Source organism: Sphingomonas sp. FARSPH (assembly GCF_003355005.1).
Taxonomy (GTDB): Bacteria; Pseudomonadota; Alphaproteobacteria; order Sphingomonadales; family Sphingomonadaceae; genus Sphingomonas.
In genome coordinates this window covers 2,312,019-2,329,846 of sequence record NZ_CP029985.1, presented here as the reverse complement: position 1 = coordinate 2,329,846, position 17,828 = coordinate 2,312,019, and the positions used below count along the sequence as shown (strand labels likewise).

18 protein-coding genes are annotated in these 17,828 nt (G+C 67.1%); 10 read left to right on the top strand and 8 right to left on the bottom strand.

The genetic code is table 11. The features are described from left to right. Nucleotides 1-11 precede the first annotated feature (11 nt). Nucleotides 12-1,532, bottom strand: a complete 1,521-nt coding sequence (locus DM480_RS11135; RefSeq protein ID WP_198665809.1) for a L,D-transpeptidase family protein — start codon at nt 1,530-1,532, stop codon at nt 12-14. A 221-nt stretch (nt 1,533-1,753) separates the two neighbouring features. Between DM480_RS11135 and DM480_RS11130 the strand changes: the two genes are divergently transcribed. The 3 genes from DM480_RS11130 (at nt 1,754) to DM480_RS11120 (ending at nt 4,081) form a co-directional block, all read left to right on the top strand. Continuing rightward, nucleotides 1,754-2,539: a BPL-N domain-containing protein gene (locus DM480_RS11130; RefSeq protein ID WP_198665808.1), complete on the top strand. Its 786-nt coding sequence runs from the start codon at nt 1,754-1,756 to the stop codon at nt 2,537-2,539. 674 nt (nt 2,540-3,213) lie between these two features. After that, entirely contained in the window at nt 3,214-3,642 is a 429-nt protein-coding gene (locus DM480_RS11125) for an ester cyclase (RefSeq protein ID WP_115379037.1), read from the top strand. After that, the gene (locus DM480_RS11120; protein ID WP_198665807.1) at nt 3,635-4,081 is read left to right on the top strand and encodes a MarR family winged helix-turn-helix transcriptional regulator; all 447 of its coding nucleotides are present in this window, start codon (nt 3,635-3,637) and stop codon (nt 4,079-4,081) included. The genes DM480_RS11125 and DM480_RS11120 overlap by 8 nt, the downstream gene beginning before the upstream one ends. Before the next feature lie 224 nt (nt 4,082-4,305). Here DM480_RS11120 and DM480_RS11115 read toward each other — a convergent pair whose 3' ends face one another. After that, the gene (locus tag DM480_RS11115) at nt 4,306-5,103 is read right to left on the bottom strand and encodes an SDR family NAD(P)-dependent oxidoreductase (RefSeq protein ID WP_115379033.1); all 798 of its coding nucleotides are present in this window, start codon (nt 5,101-5,103) and stop codon (nt 4,306-4,308) included. Between the two features lie 114 nt (nt 5,104-5,217). Here DM480_RS11115 and DM480_RS11110 point away from each other — a divergent pair, with 114 nt between their 5' ends. Continuing rightward, entirely contained in the window at nt 5,218-6,159 is a 942-nt protein-coding gene (locus DM480_RS11110) for a GlxA family transcriptional regulator (protein WP_115379031.1), read from the top strand. Nucleotides 6,160-6,329: 170 nt separating this feature from the next. Here DM480_RS11110 and DM480_RS11105 read toward each other — a convergent pair whose 3' ends face one another. The 5 genes from DM480_RS11105 to DM480_RS18270 all read right to left on the bottom strand — a co-directional run bounded on the left by DM480_RS11105 (nt 6,330) and on the right by DM480_RS18270 (nt 10,680). Then, a complete protein-coding gene (locus tag DM480_RS11105; protein WP_125471503.1) occupies nt 6,330-6,728 on the bottom strand; it encodes a hypothetical protein in 399 nt (132 codons plus the stop codon). A gap of 28 nt (nt 6,729-6,756) precedes the next feature. Continuing rightward, entirely contained in the window at nt 6,757-7,713 is a 957-nt protein-coding gene (locus DM480_RS11100) for a hypothetical protein (protein ID WP_115379027.1), read from the bottom strand. A 51-nt stretch (nt 7,714-7,764) separates the two neighbouring features. Continuing rightward, nucleotides 7,765-8,679, bottom strand: a complete 915-nt coding sequence (locus DM480_RS11095) for an alpha/beta hydrolase (RefSeq protein WP_125471501.1) — start codon at nt 8,677-8,679, stop codon at nt 7,765-7,767. 23 nt (nt 8,680-8,702) lie between these two features. After that, nucleotides 8,703-9,788 (bottom strand): glycoside hydrolase family 3 C-terminal domain-containing protein, encoded by a 1,086-nt coding sequence (locus DM480_RS11090; RefSeq protein WP_157968789.1) that lies wholly within the window; start codon nt 9,786-9,788, stop codon nt 8,703-8,705. Between the two features lie 685 nt (nt 9,789-10,473). Next, nucleotides 10,474-10,680 carry a glycoside hydrolase family 3 N-terminal domain-containing protein gene (locus tag DM480_RS18270; protein ID WP_198665805.1) on the bottom strand — a complete coding sequence of 69 codons (207 nt, stop codon included), beginning with the start codon at nt 10,678-10,680 and terminating at the stop codon, nt 10,474-10,476. 11 nt (nt 10,681-10,691) lie between these two features. Here DM480_RS18270 and DM480_RS18265 point away from each other — a divergent pair, with 11 nt between their 5' ends. The 3 genes from DM480_RS18265 (at nt 10,692) to DM480_RS11070 (ending at nt 14,122) form a co-directional block, all read left to right on the top strand. Beyond that, nucleotides 10,692-11,042, top strand: coding sequence for a hypothetical protein (locus DM480_RS18265; RefSeq protein ID WP_198665804.1), 351 nt, complete (start codon nt 10,692-10,694; stop codon nt 11,040-11,042). A 418-nt stretch (nt 11,043-11,460) separates the two neighbouring features. Further along, nucleotides 11,461-13,413: a TonB-dependent receptor gene (locus tag DM480_RS11075; protein WP_157968788.1), complete on the top strand. Its 1,953-nt coding sequence runs from the start codon at nt 11,461-11,463 to the stop codon at nt 13,411-13,413. 64 nt (nt 13,414-13,477) lie between these two features. Beyond that, a complete protein-coding gene (locus DM480_RS11070) occupies nt 13,478-14,122 on the top strand; it encodes a TetR/AcrR family transcriptional regulator (RefSeq protein ID WP_115379017.1) in 645 nt (214 codons plus the stop codon). Between the two features lie 57 nt (nt 14,123-14,179). Here DM480_RS11070 and DM480_RS18530 read toward each other — a convergent pair whose 3' ends face one another. Then, nucleotides 14,180-14,311, bottom strand: a complete 132-nt coding sequence (locus DM480_RS18530; RefSeq protein WP_405053269.1) for a hypothetical protein — start codon at nt 14,309-14,311, stop codon at nt 14,180-14,182. 294 nt (nt 14,312-14,605) lie between these two features. On the opposite strand from DM480_RS18530, the gene DM480_RS11065 reads away from it, so the two are divergent. The 3 genes from DM480_RS11065 to DM480_RS11055 are packed head-to-tail and all read left to right on the top strand — an operon-like array spanning nt 14,606 to nt 17,780. After that, nucleotides 14,606-15,514 carry an ATP-grasp domain-containing protein gene (locus tag DM480_RS11065; protein ID WP_115379015.1) on the top strand — a complete coding sequence of 303 codons (909 nt, stop codon included), beginning with the start codon at nt 14,606-14,608 and terminating at the stop codon, nt 15,512-15,514. After that, complete coding sequence (locus DM480_RS11060) at nt 15,514-16,554, top strand: LLM class flavin-dependent oxidoreductase (RefSeq protein ID WP_115379013.1); 1,041 nt, start codon at nt 15,514-15,516, stop codon at nt 16,552-16,554. The genes DM480_RS11065 and DM480_RS11060 overlap by 1 nt, the downstream gene beginning before the upstream one ends. Beyond that, a complete protein-coding gene (locus tag DM480_RS11055; protein WP_115379011.1) occupies nt 16,551-17,780 on the top strand; it encodes a dicarboxylate/amino acid:cation symporter in 1,230 nt (409 codons plus the stop codon). Before DM480_RS11060 ends, DM480_RS11055 begins: the two co-directional genes overlap by 4 nt. The last annotated feature ends 48 nt before the right edge of the window (nt 17,781-17,828 follow it).

Genomic DNA, 17,828 nt, shown 5'->3' with positions numbered 1-17,828 from the left:
CCGTGATGCGATCATTGCTGCGTGGCGGCGGCGCGCTCGGCGGAGCGCGCCTCGATCTTGCCGGCGAGCAGCGAGTCCCAGCCATAGGGGTCCTCGCGAAAGCCGACCTGCCCGTCCGACCCGGCAAAGGCCGTCCAGTACATCAGATAGACCGCGACCGGCTCCGCCATCGCCGCGCGCACCGTCTTGCCCGACGCCAGCGCGGCGTCGACCGCGGCGGGTTGCCATTCCGGCGTCGTCTTCAGCATCAGCGCGGCAAGGTCCGCCGGCTTCTCCAGCCGGACGCAGCCGTGGCTCGCCAGCCGGTCGAACCTGGAGAAGCCCGACTGGGCGGGCGTATCGTGGAGATACACCGCGAAATCGTTGGGAAAATCGAACTTGAACCGGCCGAGTGCGCTCTTTTCCGACGATTGCTGCAACCGTTTCTCGCCATTGCCCGCATCGATCACGCGAAAGCCGTTGCGCTTCAGATAGCCGGGGTTGGCGCGCTCCTTGGGCCACAATTCCTTGTTGGCGATCGAACTGGGCACGTTCCACGGCGGATTGATGACGATGCTGTGGATTTCAGACACCAGCATCGGCGTCTCGTTGCCCGGCCGCCCGGTCACCGCCTTCATCGACAGCACCGGATTGTCGCCGTCGAACACGGTCAGCACCGCCGCGGCGATGTTCACCTGGACGCGCTTCGCCGCCAATTGCGTCGGCAGCCAGCGCCAGCGTTCCAGATTGGCCATGATCTGGCGGGTACGTTGCCCGACCGGCACGTTGAGCATGGCGATCGTCTGCACGCCGACCGTGCCGACCGGGTTCAGGCCATAGCGGCGCTGCGCCCGGCGCACGGCCGCGAGCAGCGCGTCGTCGAAGGTTGCGCCGGTCGTGCTGACCGCGGGGTCCTCCATCGCCAGCCGCTTGCGCAACTGCGTGACCAGCGGTCCGCTCGACTGGAACGGGATGCTCGCGTTTGCAGGCAGGCTGCCCCAGCCGCCCGCCGCCGTGATGTCGCGATAGCGCGCCAGCCCCTTCACCAGCGCGTCATAGCCCGCATAGGGCGGCGGCAGCGCGGCGACCCAGGCCGCCAGCCGATCCTGCCGCACCGCCTCCGAAAAGCCGGGCAGCGGATCGTACGGCTGCGGCCGGATGCCCCAGTCCTTGATGAAATCGGCGGTATCGAGGCGCCCTACGTGCACCGCATGCGCATAATCGAGCGCGACGCGGGCGAGTGCGGCGGGCGACAGCGTCGACAGATCGCGCGCCGGCCCCTGCCGCAGTCCCTGCGCGACCTCCGCCCGCGCGATCAGCGTCGCGAGCTGGCGCGCCTGTTCCACGCTCAGCGTCGGCAGCGCGGCCGCCGTTGCGGCGGGCGGCGTGACCGTCTGGACCACCGCGGGCGGTGCGACACGTGCTTGCGGCATCGGCGTACCGGACGACGCGACCTGCGCCGCCAGCGGTCCGGCAACCAGCGACCCGCCGGCGAGCGCTGCGATCAACCGCGCGGCACGACGGGCGGAAACGGGGAAAGGCGATGCGATCATATCGGTGTGATGGCCCTCTTGCGATGCCGTGTAACGAAACCCCCTTGCGCGTCCCTAGCCTACGCCACGCTGAACCGACAGACGGCGGCGCAAGGTTTTTCGGGATCGGCGAAAGCGCGCGGGATCGGCGCGCTCAACAAATCCGCGTGCGCCATGCGATGGGCGCCTGGGGAACAATCCGCGGATAAAATCTTTCGGACCCATGGACATGGCAACCGCCAGTGTCCGCGATCGATGACCGCCCCGTCGAGCGAGCCTTGGAAATGAAACTGATCACCGTCCTTGCGGCGCTGCTGGCGTTCGTCACCGCGTCGTCGTCCGCGTTCGCGACCCACGCCACCGACCGGGTCGTGCGCGTCGCTATCTATCGCGGCCCGGCGGCGTGCGAGGATTGCGCCGAAGCGTTGCAGCGTGCGATCGGGGCGCTCGATCCGCGCTACCATGTCGATTTCGTCGGCCCGGCCGAACGGACCGATGTGACGCCCGCGACCTTGCGCGACTATGCCATCTACATCCAGCCCGGCGGCGGGCAGGACATCGCCGCGGCACGTCGCGCGCTCGGGGCGGCCCGCGCGCGGGCGATCCGTGACTTCGTGGCGCATGGCGGTCGCTACCTCGGGCTGTGCATGGGCGCCTATCTCGCCGACCGGTCGAACCTGGGGTTGATCGATGCCGACCTCGATTCAGAAGTCGGGCGCCCCGGCTCCGCCGCAACGAGCGAGGACGATACGATCGTGCCGGTGCGATGGGGCGGCCACGCGGCGACTCTCTATTACCAGGACGGCCCGTTCCTGCCCGACGCCGAAGCCGCCGGTTTCCGTCCCATCGCCAGCTACGCCAACGGCGACATCGCTGCGGCGCGCTATCGCCGCGGCGCCGGGGTCGTCGTGCTCAGCGGTCCGCATCCCGAAGCGGACGCGTCTTGGTTCGACGAGGCAGAGATCGATCGGACCCTGATGCCCGCTGGCCAGCCGATCCGCGTGCTGCTCGACGCGCTGCAGGGCTGAGCTCGGCGCTGCGAACGGTCCGCCGGTAAGGGGTGAGTAGCGATGTCAGTCCGACGCGAACCGCTCTTCATATGATGCGCTTCGGGCTCTGGCTGCAGCCTAGCTAGCGGGACTCTGCCACTCGGCCGGTGCGACCACTAGCCACCCCGCCCCCCAATCGCCAGCCCGTGCGTCTGCGCTGACCGGACCCCATTTCGCCGTTGAGCTTCACGTATGTTCCGTCGAGATTTCAGCGCCAATGACGAAAGCCGCGCAGAGGCCTTAGCTATTGGCAGCAGCTGTTCCCCGCAAACAACGGGCCGAACCCGTTCCGCCACAACCGCGCCGTCCCGTGGCAGATGTCGATGTCATTTGCGCCTGCGGCAACCTGTTCATTGCCATCATCCGCCGTGTGCACATCCTTGGTTTTACGGGCATTGGGGGCACGACATAGACGGGTAATGTCCCGCGACTTGCACTGAGGGGCCACGTCGCGCCGACAGCGGATCATCATCGCCTGTCCTCGATAGCCCGCCCTTGCCCTAACCCGCTCGGGCAAGGGCAAGTTCGACACGATGCCGCCTTTCCCAAAAACGATCGAATCGCGAATAGAACAGCCGCAGATCGCGGGTTGACCGTCGACACGCACACAATATATACAGCAATACTGTATATTTATCTCTGGAGCAGGCGCTTTGGTTATCGACAGTGCGAAAGCGGTGGTTCTCCGCTTCAATCGAGACGTCATCGAGCAGGGCGATCGGGACGCGTTCGAAGCGTTGATGGCGCCGACGTTCATCAATCGATCAGCGCCCCCTGGCGCTGCTTCGGATGGCGAGAGCATGTGGAACACCTTCAATCGGGTTCTGCGCCCTGCGATCGCAGGTCTCACCGTCACCATTCACGATCAGATCCAGGAGGGTGATAAGGTCACCACCCGTAAGACCATAGCGGGGAGCCATGATGGCCCCCTGCTGGGCATCGAGCCCACAGGAAAACCGATACGTATCGAAGTTATCGACATCGTACGGGTAGAGAACGGCTGCTATGCAGAACACTGGGGCATCAATACACTCCCCTCTGTGCTGGAGAGTCTGCGACGGGATGAGCCGTCAGATGGGTGAGGCCGACGAGGCGTCGGACGATGTGGCTGAACTGGCCGAGGGTCTACGGCAAAGCGTAAGCGCGTTTGTCCGTGCCGTCGGAAATCGGACGGGCACAGTGAAGTCAGCGCAGTCCGAGACACTCGATCTTCTCGAAAACCTTGGATCAATGAACGTCGCTGCTCTGGCCGACCGACGCGGCGTCACGCACCAGACCATGCGCCTGATAGTCGCAGGGCTCGAAGCGCAAGGGTCGGTGCGACAGCTTGCTGATCCCGCGGACCGCCGCAGCAAGCTCGTGTCGATCACATCCGAGGGACGGCTCGCACTTTTTCAAGCGAGGGCCAATCGTGCCGTGCATATCGCCGATGCGATCCGCGGCTTGCTGTCTCCCGAGGAGCGCAAACAATTGAAGGCCGCGATCCCCATCCTCGATCGGCTGTCGGGTGAGCCCAAATAGCACCCCTTAGCTGGGTGCCACGTCGGTGGGGCCGGACAAGGTCTGGCGAGCAAGACCGAAACGAGTCAGCAGACTGTGATGGCCGAGCAGACCATAGGTTGGATGAAACCCAATGCCGGAACTCATCTGCTTCGAGCGGCTTGGAAGGACCGGACATTGGTTAGTCTCTGGACACTAGGTCGCTAGCGGCCCGCCTGCAGGCGGGCGGACGCGCTAGCTCCTGATCAGTTGAACTCGTAGCGCGGCGCTGGCCTGGGATTGCGGATCTTGGAGGCGAGCTGGCGACGGTCCTGCTCCCAACGCGTCCACGCGTCGTTGTCGTGCAGCGCCGGGATGGTCACGATCTCGCCATTGTCGAGCCCAGCAAGTGCCGCGTCGACGAGGTCTTCGGCACTCATCGTGCTCTCGGCCGTCTTTTGCGGAGCGTAGCCCGCGACGTCCCAGAACTCGGTAGCGGTGGCCGCCGGCAGCACCGTCTGGACCTGCACGCCTTTATCGGCGAGGTCCTTCTGCAGCGAATGGCCGAAGGCGAGTACATAGGCCTTGGACGCGCTGTAGACGCCGTTCAGCGCCTCGACCGCGATCGCCACGGCCGAAGAGATGTTGACGATCGTGCCGGCGCCGCGCGCAACGAACGCCGGCGCGGCGGCGTAGGATAGTCGAGTGAGTGCGGTGACGTTGAGGTCGATCATCGCGGTCATAGTGTCGACATCCGCCTGCAGGATCGACGCGACCGAGCCGACGCCGGCGTTGTTGACCAGCATGGTGATGTCGGCGTTCTCGCGAAGCACCGCCTCGACCTTGGCCATCCCTGCCTTGTCACTGAGGTCTGCGACGAGCGTGTTGACCTCGCGGCCCGTCTCGTGGCGCAGCTTGGCCGCCAGCGCGTCAAGCCGTTCCGCGTTGCGGGCGACGAGGACCAGGTCGTAGCCGCGCCGGGCCAGACGATCGGCATAGATGGCCCCGATACCGGCGGATGCACCGGTGATGACAGCGACGCCGCGGGTTGATGGGAAGCTCATGAATGTTCTCCGTGCTGAGGTTCTGGTGTGAGCCAGCGGAGAGACACATAGATTTGCCAGCATCCGGCTCAAATGTCATATACACGACGATTCAAGACATCGGGGACACCTGTCGTGCGTGACATCGCCTTTCTCGTCTACCCCGGCTATTCGTTGATGGCCCTGGCAATGGTGGCGGGCTTCGAAGTCGTGAACGACCTGGAGGGCGGTCCTTTCTACGACCTGCACTTCATCTCAGAGACGGGCGGCCCGGTGCGGACCTCGGCGGGGGCGATGCTCCAGACCGAAGCGTTTACGCAGAAGCCGTTCGACACTTTGGTGGTCGGCGGCGCGACGGTCTTGGCGCCGTCCACCCCCGGCGTGATCGGGTTCATGCGCGATGCGTTCAAGCGCCATCGCCGGGTGGCGGCGGTATGCACCGGAGCCTTCGTGCTGGCCGAGGCCGGGCTGCTGGACGGTCGCCGCGCGACGACCCACTGGCTTCACGCGCGCGAACTCCAGCTCGACCATCCGGCTGCCAAGGTTGAAGCAGACCGGATCTTTATCAACGACGGCCCGGTCTGGACGTCGGCGGGGATGACCGCAGGCATTGATCTCGGGCTTGCGCTGATCGAGAGCGATCTTGGGCCGGAGCCGGCCAAGGCGGTCGCGCGCAAGCTCGTACTTTATCACCGTCGCGGCGGCGGGCAGTCGCAGTTCTCGACGCTGCTGGAGCTGTCACCCAAGTCTGACCGCATCCAGGCGGCGCTTGCCTATGCGCGCGAGAACCTGCACAAGCGGCTGAGCGTGCCCGACCTGGCCGAGGCGGCACATCTCAGCCCGCGCCAGTTTAGCCGCGCATTCCACGCCGAGACCGGCCAGTCGCCGGCCAAGGCGATCGAGAATCTACGGGTCGAAAGCGCTCGCGGCCTCATGGAGCAAAGTCGCCACCCGATTGACGTGGTGGCGCGCCAGACCGGCTTCAGTGACCGTGACCATATGCGTCGCGCATTTCTGCGGGCGTTTGGACAACCACCGCAAGTTCTTCGCCGAAACGCGAGACTGAGCTCGGCTTAAGGCAGCGATTTGATCGGGGTACGTGATGTCGAGCCGTTCAATCCTAACGTCATGCGCGCGCGAACGGCGAGATCAGCCATGCTGCCGGTGCGGCTGCGAACCATGTAGACAGGCAGGAAGGTATTGATGTGCCGGTCCGGACTTCAGCAACTTCCGTACCTACTTCCCGTTTATTGCCCGCATAATTGCGCGAACGCCTGTGCGAACTCGGCTCCCCCATCATCGATCGTACCCAGCTTCGCGGTCTTCACATAGGCGAAGCGTCGGAAGGGCTGATCCGATGAGACTTGGACCCGGCCGCAAAGGACCTGTCGGGGCACCTCCGTACCCGTCACGTCATCCAGCCGGGCCCGGGTCGACAGGTGAAGCGCCGCCAAGATCGCGCCTCGTTCGGGCCCTGTCCACGCGGACGAGACAGGCGGCGGATCGACGCGCTGAACGGAACGGGGGGCTTGCGCCAGCGACGATACGACCCTGACACGATCGGTGGGCGACGCGGCAGGCACGGTTGTGGGCGACGGCAGCCGCGGGACGACCACCGCCGATATCAGCGCCGCGACGCCGATCACCGCCAGCGCCCACCGCCAGCGAAGACGGTCAGCGCGGGCGGACATTGCTGAGCACGCCGAGCCATTCGGGGGATGCGTGCGCCAGTTCGCCGTCAGCGCCGAATGCCGCCGGGCCGTCGGCCGCGCCTTGCAGCTTCCACATGAACCATGCGGTGGGATAGCCGAGCAACGGGTAGACGCCGATATTGCACGATCCCGGAATTCCGCCGGGCGCGCAGTCGGGGCTGCCCTCGATCTCGGTATGGCCGCCGAGCGCGATCATCCCCATCACCTTGTCCACCGCGTCCGATGTGGGCGTGTAATAGCCAAGGTTGGTCGGTAGGCTGGAGATGACGTCGGCATCGCCGCCGACGTAGAAGATCGAACCCCGCGTCACCTGCGGCAGGGCGCCGAGGTCGATCGTGCAATTGGCCACCACGCACACTACCCGCAGCGGCGTCTCGATCGGCACGTAGGTCTTGAACAGCGTGTCGTTACGCGAAAATAGCAACGTCGCGGTCGCGGCACCTTGGGAATGGCCCGCAAGTCCAATATTGTCGGCATCGACCTTGCCGTAGAAGACGCTTTGCGGATCGCGCGAAAGGCCGAGCAGGTATTTCGCTGCATCGGCCACCGTGTCACCCTGCCCCGTAGAGCCATCGCGCGAGCGGATGACGATGAACCCCCAACTGGCCAGATGCCGCAGGAAATAGGCGTTCTTGTCGGCGGGCACGGTGTCGGCAGTGCCATTGGCAAAGACGATCACGGGGTGCCGGAAGCCATCCGCCATCCGTTTCAGCGGGTTGGCCCCGAGGTTCGAGGGATACCAGATGTCGCAGACGTTGCCCTCGCGGTCGCACGCGCCGTTCGACACGATGGTCGTCGTCGCCCATGGGCCATCCGCGGCGTAGCGTCGCTCGATCGGCCCGTTCGGCTGGTATGTCGCCGCCGTAACCGGCTGGGCCAGCAGCATCGCACTCAACGCACCTATCAGCGACCAACGCATCGTCCCATCTCCTCGTCAGGGGTATCCTCTCGGCAGCCTCTTCGGACCGTTCTATTGTTTCGCGAACCAGCCGTGCGCGCTCAGCCAGCCGAGCAGCGCCTGGTTCCAGCCGACGCTGGTCGTGCCGGGCTTGCCGTCAAAGCCGAAGCCGTGGCCGCCATGTTCGTAGACGTGCAGCTCGACAGGGCGGCCGGCGCGGCGCCAGCTGTCCGGCAAGCCGTAACCCTGCTTGCCGAACAGCTCGTCGTCGCTCGCGACCGCGACGAACAGTGGCGGCGCGTTCGGGGCCACGATGACCGGCGCCATGGAAGGATAGATGGCAGCGAACAGGTCCGGAGTCGTCCCGGGGACGGCGGCCTTCACCAGATCGACGCCCATGATAGCACCGGCCGAAAATCCGACATAGGCGATGCGCTTGGGATCGATGCCCCAGCGTGCGGCCTGTGTGCGGACCAGCCGCATCGCCGCCTGTGCATCGGCAAGCGCCGGCGCAGGCGCGGGAATGTCGGCGCCGCCCTTGGCGCCCGCCATCGCCGCGGCGGCGAAGCGCGCCAGCGCCGCCTGCTTGAACGCTTCCATCGGCGCTGGCGTCGGATCGAGCCGGTATTTGAGGACGAAGGCGGCGATGCCGTGATCCGCGAGCCAACGCGCGGGCTTCATCGCCTCCGCCTCCATCGATTCCATGACAAAGCCGCCGCCGGGCGCGATGACGGCCGCGGCGCCCGTCGCCTTGTCCTTCGCGGGTAGCACGGGGAGCAGCGTGGCTGTCGACACGTTGCGCACGGTGGGACGGCCGGCGAGCGTGAACCAGCTTTCCGGTGGCATGCCCGGCACGCCGCCGGTGGCGAGCGGGATCGCGTCCGGTTGCGCCGGCGTCGCCATTGGCGCGACGGGAATGCCCTGTGCGGAGGCGGACATGGGAAAGACGAACGCGATCAAGGCGACGAGGAGGGGCATGCGCGGCATCGGACGGTCCTTTGCGATGAGGGTCAGCGCCACTGGCGCGCCGGGAGGGTTACGGTGACGACCGGGCCCAGGTCGGTGGCAGACCGGCCGAGCGCGAATCCATAGGCACCCGCCGGCATGGTCCAGCGGCCGCCCTTGCTGTCGGCGAGCAGGCGCGGCTCGATCGGGATGGTCGCGGTCACGGCTTCGGCGGTTGGCACGACCACCTTGGCAAATCCGGCGAGGCGCAGCGTACGCCCTGCCGGCGTCGATACGAGGTAAAGCTGGGCCACCTCGCTGCCTGCGCGCATCCCCGTGTTGCGGATCGTCACGCGCGCGCTTGGCCGGGCGCCGCCGGTGACCGTCACCGCGCCATGATCGAACGTCGTGTAACCGAGCCCGAAGCCGAACGGGAACAGCGGCACCGCCCCCTTGCGCGCAAACCAGCGATAGCCGACGTCCGCGCCTTCGATGTCGTAATCGATCGGATAGCTCTTGCCCGCGGCCAGCCCGGCGGCGAAATCGCGGTCGACCATCCCGGCATAGGGCAGCGCCGGGCGCGGCAGCTGGTCGGCCGAGGCGGGGAATGTCACCGGCAACCGACCCGACGGGTTCACGTCGCCGAACAGCGTCGCCGCAATCGCATCACCCCCTTTCGCGCCGCCATACCACGCCTCCAGCACCGCGCCGGTCTTGTCGAGCCAGGGCATCAGCACGGGGCCGCCGGTCTCTAGCACGACGATCGTCTTGGGATTGGCTGCGGCGACCGCGGCGATCGTCGCATCCTGACCCCCGGGCAGCGACAGGTCGGGGACGTCCGCGCCCTCTGTCATCCACTGCGTCGCGAAGACGATCGCGACGTCGGCGCGGCGGGCGGCGGCCGCCGCCTCGGCCGGATAGCGGCCATCGATGCGTACCTCGCCGGGTGCCAACGTCGCGCGATCGTCTGGTTGTTGTATTGGCGAGGGGCCCCTCACCCCCATCGGCAGCGACACGTCGGCCCACCCGCCGGCTGGACCTGCGTCGATCCGCCCCCGACAGCACCCCGGCATCGGCATAGCGCCGATCACAACGATCGACGCGACATCCTTCGACAGCGGCAGCAGCGCGCCGCGGTTGCGCAGCAGCACAATACCCTCGTCCTCGATCGCGCGGGCGACGGCCGCGTTCGCGACAAGTCGATCGGCGCCTTCACCGGCGGGTGCGCATCCAGTCCGACCGCGTAGAGCGATCGCAGGACGCGCCTGTTCATATCGGTGACCCGCGCGGCATAGGCGGCATCGCGGCCGCCGCCTCGGCCAGCGGCGTACGGTACCTGCTTGTCGATCTGCGCGCCCGCCGACAGCGACCGCCGGCGATCGCGTCGCATGAGCCGCCGATCACAACGATCGTCGCGACATCCGCAGCGGCAGCAGCGCGCCGCGTTGCGCAGAGCGCAATACGCTCGCCGTCGATCGCGCGGGCGACGGCGCGTCGCGACAGTCGATCGGCGACCGGCGGCGTGCGCATCCGCCGACCGCGTAAGCGACGCAGGACGCGCCTGTCGATACGGCGACCGCGCGGCATAGCGGCATCGCGGGCCGCCGCCTCGGCCAGCGGCGACCGAAGATACCTGCTTGTCGATCTGCGCGCCGATTGCTGGTCGAGCCCGGCGAGCGCCGTGTCGAGAGCGCCGACCGCACCCCGTCCGACATCACGAAGCCGCGGAGCGCCGTCCCGCCACACCCGATTCGAGCCTGCGCAGGCCGGCGGCGTGACGCGTTGAGCGCCATCACGCGCCGGGCGCCGCGTCGATCGCGATCCGAGCGGCATCGCTCATGCGAAAGCATCGTCGGCGATCCGGCCGTCGACCGCATGCGGCCGTTCCTGCGCGTTAAGCGCGAAATGCTTGACCGTCGATAGCACGTGCTGCGACTGGACGCCGTCGACCGCCGCGCCGCGAGCAGCCCGGATGCACGGATCCTCGCCATACTCGAACGTGCGCCGTTGCGTGGATCGCGCACGGGATGCACGCAGCGACATGAGCCTGGCCCGTGCTCACCGCGATCATCGCGCCGCGCGGCGATCAGGTCGGTGTTCCAGGTCGACCATGCCGTCGCCGAGGCAATGCGCGCACGCATCGCGTTCGACGCGCGCATGTCGACACGCCGATGCCGCATCCGGATATGCGCGCCACGCGGCGCATGCATGGATCCGCGCCGGCCGTCGCGGCATGCACGCGCCGCTTCGCGGATCGCACGCTCGCGTACATGCGTCATGCGCCGCTGATCGGTGACGCATGCGTGCTGGCACCTGGCCGTGCACAGCGAATGCGCACGCACTGCGCGTCGGTGCCCAATGTCGATCCCGTCCTCCAGAAAATGCGCAACTTACATACACGCTGACAGATGTTCAGCAGACGATGCTTGCGTCAAGCGGCATGGCCGCGCCGGTGAGGAAACGACGTGCGCATTGGATGGCTGATGCGGACGAGCGTGCTGGCATGGCCGGCAACGCGCAGGCACAGACGGCGCCTCCCTCAAGCGCCCTCCCGGTCGAAGCCGCGACACCGCAGGCAATGCTACGACGACGACGGCGACATCGTCGTCACCGCGCAGCGGCGCACGGACCTGCGCGACGTGCGATCGCGATCACCGCGCACGGCCAGTCGCTGCGTCCGCACAGCGCGGTCGCGCACCGCCGACTTCACGCCACCGGCGTGCCAATCGCGATCCGCGGCGTCGGCACCAACCGTTCGATTATGGCATCGAATCCGCGGTCGGCATCGCCGTCGACGACGTCAACATTACGCTGCCGCGCTACGTGCCCCTCAATTCGCTGGCGGATGTCGAGCGCGTCGAGGTGCTGCGCGGGCCGCAGGGGCTGCTGTTCGGCAAGAACACCACCGCGGGCCTTATCTCGATCACCACCGCCCGGCCAGAACTCGGCACGTGGAGCAGCAGCGGCCGGGTGCAGGCCGGTAGCCGCGACCAGGTCCAGTCGCAGGCGGTGGTGAACGTGCCGATCGGCGATACCGCGGCGCTGCGCGTCGTCGGTGGCTATCAGTATCAGAAGCCCTCGACGCAGCTTGTCGGCCCCGGCCGGCTCGATCCGGTGCGGCGCTGGTTCGGCACGGGCAAATTGCTATGGAAGCCGACCGATCGGCTCAGCCTGTATGCGATCGTCGACAACCAGAACAATAGCGGGATCGAAGCCTATTCGACGATCCGCAAGTTCGGCGGCAACGATCCGACGCCGATCCCCGCGGCCTTCCGTCCCTTCGCACCCGCCAATTTTGTCTTCGTCCAGAATACGGCACTCGGCGTCGTCGCCTCCCCGACGAACAACAAGACCGCGATCGGCAGCACCGACGTCGTGCGCGACGAAAAGAGCTTCGGCGCCCAGCTTGCGGTCAATTACGACGCGGGTCCGGTGGCGATCACGTCGGTCACCGCCTATCGCAACCTGAAGGCCCGCGCGAACAACGACGTCGACCAGACGCCGGTGGCGTTCTTCGACACCAACATCGCCAATTCGCAATCGTATCAGCTGTCCGAAGAGCTGCGCGTCGCGAACTCGGACCACGGCGCGATCGACTATACCGCAGGCCTCTATTTCTTCCGTCAGCATATCGACGCGCAGATCTTGCAGGACGGCACGTTCGGCGTCTTCCCCGCGAGTTTCCCGGTGCGCCTGTCGCCGGTCAACGGACAATCGAACTTCAACTATACGACGAAAAGCTATGCCGGCTTCGCGCAGCTGACCTTCAACCTGACGTCGCAGCTGCGTCTGATCGCCGGCGGTCGCTACACGCGCGATGAGATCGCATCGACGACCACCGTCACCGCGGTGCCGGGCGTGTGCAACCTCGTCACCTTCCTGCTGAGCGGCGGCCAGCGCTGCATCGGGGCGCTCGCCGCGCCGATCGTCGCGGGCCGGAACGCCGATGGCTTTTCCGGGCGGGCGGGGATCGAATATGCCGTGACGCCGACTGCGAACCTCTACGCCACCTATACGCGCGGCTACAAGGGGCCGGCGATCAGTTCTGCCGCCGGTGTCGCGTTCAACGTCGATCCCGAGACGGTCGACGCCTATGAGATCGGCGGCAAGTTCGACCTGCTCGACCGCAAGCTCAGCCTGAACGTCGCGGGCTTCATCAACAACTTCCGCGATTTCCAGGCGCAGGTATTCGACCCCACGCTGAACGGCGGTCTGGGCTCGTTCCGCACCGGCAATGCGAGCGAACTGAAGACGCGCGGCGTCGAGGCGGAGGCGATCGTCCGCCCTGCGCGCGGTATCAGCTTCAACGGCGGCGTCACCTACCTCGACGCCAAATACGGCAATTACAACGTCGCCTGCTTCACCGGACAGACCGCGGCGCAGGGGTGCACGCTCGCCGGGCCGAGCTTCAACGCCGCGGGCACGCCGCTGGTCGGCGCATCGAAATGGACGACCAGCCTTGCCGCCAATATCGACCAGCCGATCGGCGACGACCTGAAGGTCTTCGTCACCGCCGACTGGCGCTATCGCAGCCGCTTCTATTACGCGATCAACGATCCCAACACGATCCAGCCGGGCTATTCGCTGGTCAACGCGACGGTCGGGATCGGCGACATCGGCGATCATGCCCGCTTTAGCGTCTTCGTGCGCAACCTGTTCGACAAGCGCTATGCGGCGGCAATCTATCCGGGCAATTTCTCGGCGGGTCAGTACGTACAGACGCTGCCCGACAACGCCTTTCGCCGCATCGGCGGGGCGTTCGAGTGGCGCTTCTGATGGATAGGACCTTGTCTCGCGCGTCCGGACGCGCTCAAGCTCGGCACATGTCGAGGGAGCGAGGATGAGCGGGACAAAGATTCAGCGGCGGACGCAGGAGCAGCGCACGGCGGACACGCGCGCAGCGCTGTTCGAGGCGGCGGTCCGGGCGATCAGCCGACTGGGTTATACCCGCGCCAGCAACGCCGTGATCGCCGACGAAGCCGGGGTCAGCCGCGGCGCGATCACCCACCATTTCGCCTCGCGCGCCGCCTTCATCGCGGACGTGGTGCGCTGGGTCTTCGATGCCGAGGTGATCGCCTATCGCGAGCTCCAAAGCGAGAGGCAGATCGGATCGCGTGTCTCGGACTGGCCCCGTATCTCGTGGGAGGTGCTGTCACGGCCTTCGGGGGTCGCGGTGCTCGAGATCTTCGTCGCCTCGCGCAGCGATCCCGACCTCGCCGCGCTCATCAAGCCGGTGCAGACAGCGATCGAGGAGCTTGCCGCCAAGGCTTTCCGCGAGCGCCTTGGCACGAATGTCGCCGACAACTCGGCCATTCGGCTGGTGGTCTGGGCTATGCGGGGCATGTCGCTGGGGCGCGAGTTCATCGACAATCCGGCCGCGATGGAGGAGTCGGTCGACCTCCTCGGCTCACTGCTGGAACGCGCCGCACCGAACGGAACGCTCGAGGAATTGCTTCCCTCGCCCGCACGATCAGAAAACAGATAGGTCGGTAGATCGCATGGATTGACAGTCTCCCGTCCAGGCGCAGTAGATGTCGACGCCCTACTTCGGGCTGAGCGCCGTTGCGGTCAAGTCCTGGTCGATGATGTTCGGCGCAATCGGCCCGCCATATTCGCTATCGGTGGTCCGCTTGAACCGCCGCTTCTGCCGCCGGCGCACGCCATTCTCGCGCATCGGTCGTTCCGCGCGACAAGACCCGATGGCGAAGCCATCATCCGGCAACCCGCGTCATGCGCTGGCTGCAATAGCCACCTCCCGCTGCGTACGACCGCCGGTCGCCAACAACCGCAACGCTTCGTCCTCAAATTCCTTCGGGAACCGCCGCTCTCACCTTAAGGGGACTCCCCACCTTTCCTGAGCAAGCCTACTCTGGCGCTGCTTCGATAACATGCGTGCAAAGCCTTTCTTGGGGCCGCCCAAGCCCACGCCGGTTTGCATCCCGCCCGAGGTCCGGCATGGCATATCGCCATGACCGCCGATCTCGCCATTCTCTACGAACATCCGCAATGGTTTACGCCGCTGTTCGCCGCGCTGGACCGGCGCGGTGTCGCCTATGATACGCTGACCCCGCGCACGGCCTTCGACCCTGCCGAGGCGCAGCCGCCCGCGCCAGTGATCCTCAGCCGGCTGGCGATGTCGGCGTTCCTGCGCGAGGCGGAGCATCCGATCTTCTGGGCGCAGTCGCTGCTTGCGCGCTGGGAGATGTCCGGCGCGCGGGTGCTGAACGGCACCGCGGCGCTCGCGATTGACACGTCGAAGGCGCGCCAGCTAGCGCTGATCGCCTCGCTCGGTCTCGCCATTCCCGCGACCCGCGTCGTCCATCGCGCCGCCGATGTCCCCGCCGCGGCGGCGGCGATCGGCTTTCCGCTGGTGGTGAAGGCCAATATCGGCGGCGCCGGCGCCGGTATCGTACGCTTCGACGACATGGCCGCCCTCAGCGCCGCGGTCGCGGACGGCACGATGCCGACCAGCATCGACGGCGTGCTGCTGGTGCAGGACTATGTCCCCGCGCGAGGCGGCACGATCACGCGGATCGAGACGCTCGACCGCGCCTATCTCTACGCGATCGACGTCGCCGGCGCCGGGGCGTTCGACCTGTGCCCGGCGGACGCCTGCCAGGTTCCCGGCAGCGCGATCACCATGACCGCGACCGAGCCGCCCGCGCACCTGCGTGACGCGGCGGAGCGCATCGCCCGCGCCGCCGCGCTCGATCTCGGCGGGGTCGAGGTGATGATCGACGATCGCGACGGCACGCCCCGCTTCTACGACGTCAACGCGCTGTCGAACTTCGTCGCCAGGCCGCTCGACGTGCTGGGCTGGGACCCGCACGACCGGCTGGTCGACCGGATCGTCGGCTGGATCGGGGAGGCACGCTGATGCGCTACGGGTTCTGGATGCCGGTGTTCGGCGGCTGGCTGCGCAACGTCCCCGACGAAGGCATGGATGCGAGCTGGGCCTATGCCAAGGCGCTGACGCAGGATGCCGAGCGCTGGGGTTACGACCTGACGCTGATCGCCGAGTTGAACCTCAACGACATCAAAGGCATCGACCAGCCCGCGCTCGACGCCTGGTCGACCGCCGCCGCGCTCGCTGCGGTGACCGAGCGGCTGGAGCTGATGGTCGCGGTGCGCCCCAATTTCCACCATCCCGCATTGTTCGCCAAGGCGGCGGCGAACATCGACCGGATCGCCGGCGGCCGCCTGTCGCTCAACGTCGTGTCGAGCTGGTGGGCCGACGAGGCCCGCCAATACGGTCTGCAATTCGACCAGCACGACGATCGCTACGCCCGCACCGCCGAATGGCTCAGCGTCGTCGATGGCCTGTGGACGCAGGAGCGTTTCAGCTTCGCCGGGCAATTCTACACGACCGACGCGGCGATCTGCGCCCCCAAGCCCGTCAAACGCCCCACCATCTATGCCGGTGGCGAGAGCGAGGCGGCCAAGACGATGATCGCCACACAATGCGACGCCTATGTCATGCACGGCGATCCCGTCGCGGCGATCGCGCCGAAGATCGTCGATATGGCCGGCCGCCGCCGCGCCGCCGGCGGTCCGCCGATGCACTACGGCATGGCGGCCTATGCCATCGTCCGCGACAGCGAGGCGGAGGCGAAGCGCGAGCTCGAACGCATTACCACGGTCACCGATCTGCCCGCGGGATATGCCAATTTCGACCAATGGCTGTCGGGCACGCAACTGGAGCGCGAACTCAAGCTCCAGGAATATTCGGTGTCCAACCGGGGGTTGCGCCCCAATCTGGTCGGCACGCCCGAGCAACTGAAGGAACGGATCGCCGAGTATGAGGCGGCGGGCCTCGACCTGCTGCTCTTGCAGATGAGCCCACAGGCGGAGGAGATGGAACGCTTCGCCGCACAGGTGATGGGCACGACCGCCGTGACGAACATCGTCGCAGCATGAAGATTCCTGCCGTTGGACGCATATTGGCGGGTCTGATCGCCGGTCTGACCCTAGGGTATCTGGCGGGGCCGAACAGCGTCGCGCTGCCGACCCTGCAGACGATCGGCGGGGTGTGGCTCGACGCCTTGCGGATGCCGATCATCCCGCTCGTCTTCGCGCTGGTGGTGACCGGCCTGGGCAGTGGATCTGGCTCGGGCGGATCGAGCCGCGTGGCGCGCCGCGCGATCGGCGCGTTCGTTCTGTTCCTCTCCGCCTCGGCCGTGTTCGGCGTCGCACTCGGATCGGCCATGTTCCGCGGGTGGCAGGTGACCGGCCTCGACGCGGTGCGCGCGACCGGCACGAAGCTGCCCGACCTGCCGCCGCTCGGCGAGACGTTGCGCGCGCTGGTGCCGGTCAATCCGATCGCCTCGGCAGCGCAGGGCGCGATCGTGCCCGTCGTGCTGTTCGCGTTGGTCTTCGCCATCGCGCTGCGCCACATCGACCGGTCGCGCGCCGCCGCCATCGCCGACGCCTGCCAGGGCATTGCCGACGCGCTGCTCGTCATCATCGGCTGGGTCCTGCTCGTCGCGCCGATCGGCGTCTTCGCGCTGGCGTTCGACGTCGCCGCACGCAGCGGCTTCGCGGTCGGGGCGCTGCTGCTCTGGTATGTCGTCGCGCGTGTCGTCGGCGGTGTCGTCCTGCTCGCGGCGTTCGTGCTGCTCGTCGCGGTCGCCGCGCGCACGCGGCTGTCGGCGTTCCTGCGCGCTGTGCTGCCCGCGCAATCGGTCGCGTTCAGCACGCAATCCTCGCTCGCCTCGCTGCCTGCCATGCTGGAGGCGACGCGGACGCTCGGCCTGCCCGCGCGGCCGGTGGGCACGGTGCTGCCGCTAGCCGTCGCGCTGTTCCGAATCAGCGCACCCACCGCGATCGGCCTCGCGACGCTCGCGCTGGCGCGTCTCAACAGTATCGAGCTTGGCATCGGCCAGCTCGGCCTCGTCGCGCTGCTCGCCGTGCTCAACAATCTCGTGATCGCCGGGCTGCCGAACCAGATCAGCTTCTTTGCCGCCTACGCCCCCGTGGCGCTGGCCGTCGGCGTCCCGATCGAACTGCTGCCGCTGTTCCTCGCAGTCGATACCATCCCCGACATGTTCGCGACGGCGGCCAACGTCACCGCCGACGTCGCGGTCACGACCATTCTCACCGAGCGCGAGACGGAGGATGCAGACGGGACATTGGCGGCTGGCTGAACGCATCGGCATCATCGTGGGCCAGTGACAAGATCAGCTATCGCATAG

Bases quoted from the DNA above. Each gene is read 5' to 3' on its own strand.
- DM480_RS11065 (WP_115379015.1), top strand. From the start codon at position 14,606: ATGACCGCCGATCTCGCCATTCTCTACGAACATCCGCAATGGTTTACG.
- DM480_RS18270 (WP_198665805.1), bottom strand. From the start codon at position 10,680: ATGTCGCTGCGTGCATCCCGTGCGCGATCCACGCAACGGCGCACGTTC.
- DM480_RS11060 (WP_115379013.1), top strand. From the start codon at position 15,514: ATGCGCTACGGGTTCTGGATGCCGGTGTTCGGCGGCTGGCTGCGCAAC.
- DM480_RS11115 (WP_115379033.1), bottom strand. From the start codon at position 5,103: ATGAGCTTCCCATCAACCCGCGGCGTCGCTGTCATCACCGGTGCATCC.
- DM480_RS11120 (WP_198665807.1), top strand. From the start codon at position 3,635: ATGGGTGAGGCCGACGAGGCGTCGGACGATGTGGCTGAACTGGCCGAG.
- DM480_RS11100 (WP_115379027.1), bottom strand. From the start codon at position 7,713: ATGCGTTGGTCGCTGATAGGTGCGTTGAGTGCGATGCTGCTGGCCCAG.
- DM480_RS11070 (WP_115379017.1), top strand. From the start codon at position 13,478: ATGAGCGGGACAAAGATTCAGCGGCGGACGCAGGAGCAGCGCACGGCG.
- DM480_RS18530 (WP_405053269.1), bottom strand. From the start codon at position 14,311: ATGCGCGAGAATGGCGTGCGCCGGCGGCAGAAGCGGCGGTTCAAGCGG.
- DM480_RS11135 (WP_198665809.1), bottom strand. From the start codon at position 1,532: ATGATCGCATCGCCTTTCCCCGTTTCCGCCCGTCGTGCCGCGCGGTTG.
- DM480_RS11095 (WP_125471501.1), bottom strand. From the start codon at position 8,679: ATGCCGCGCATGCCCCTCCTCGTCGCCTTGATCGCGTTCGTCTTTCCC.
- DM480_RS11055 (WP_115379011.1), top strand. From the start codon at position 16,551: ATGAAGATTCCTGCCGTTGGACGCATATTGGCGGGTCTGATCGCCGGT.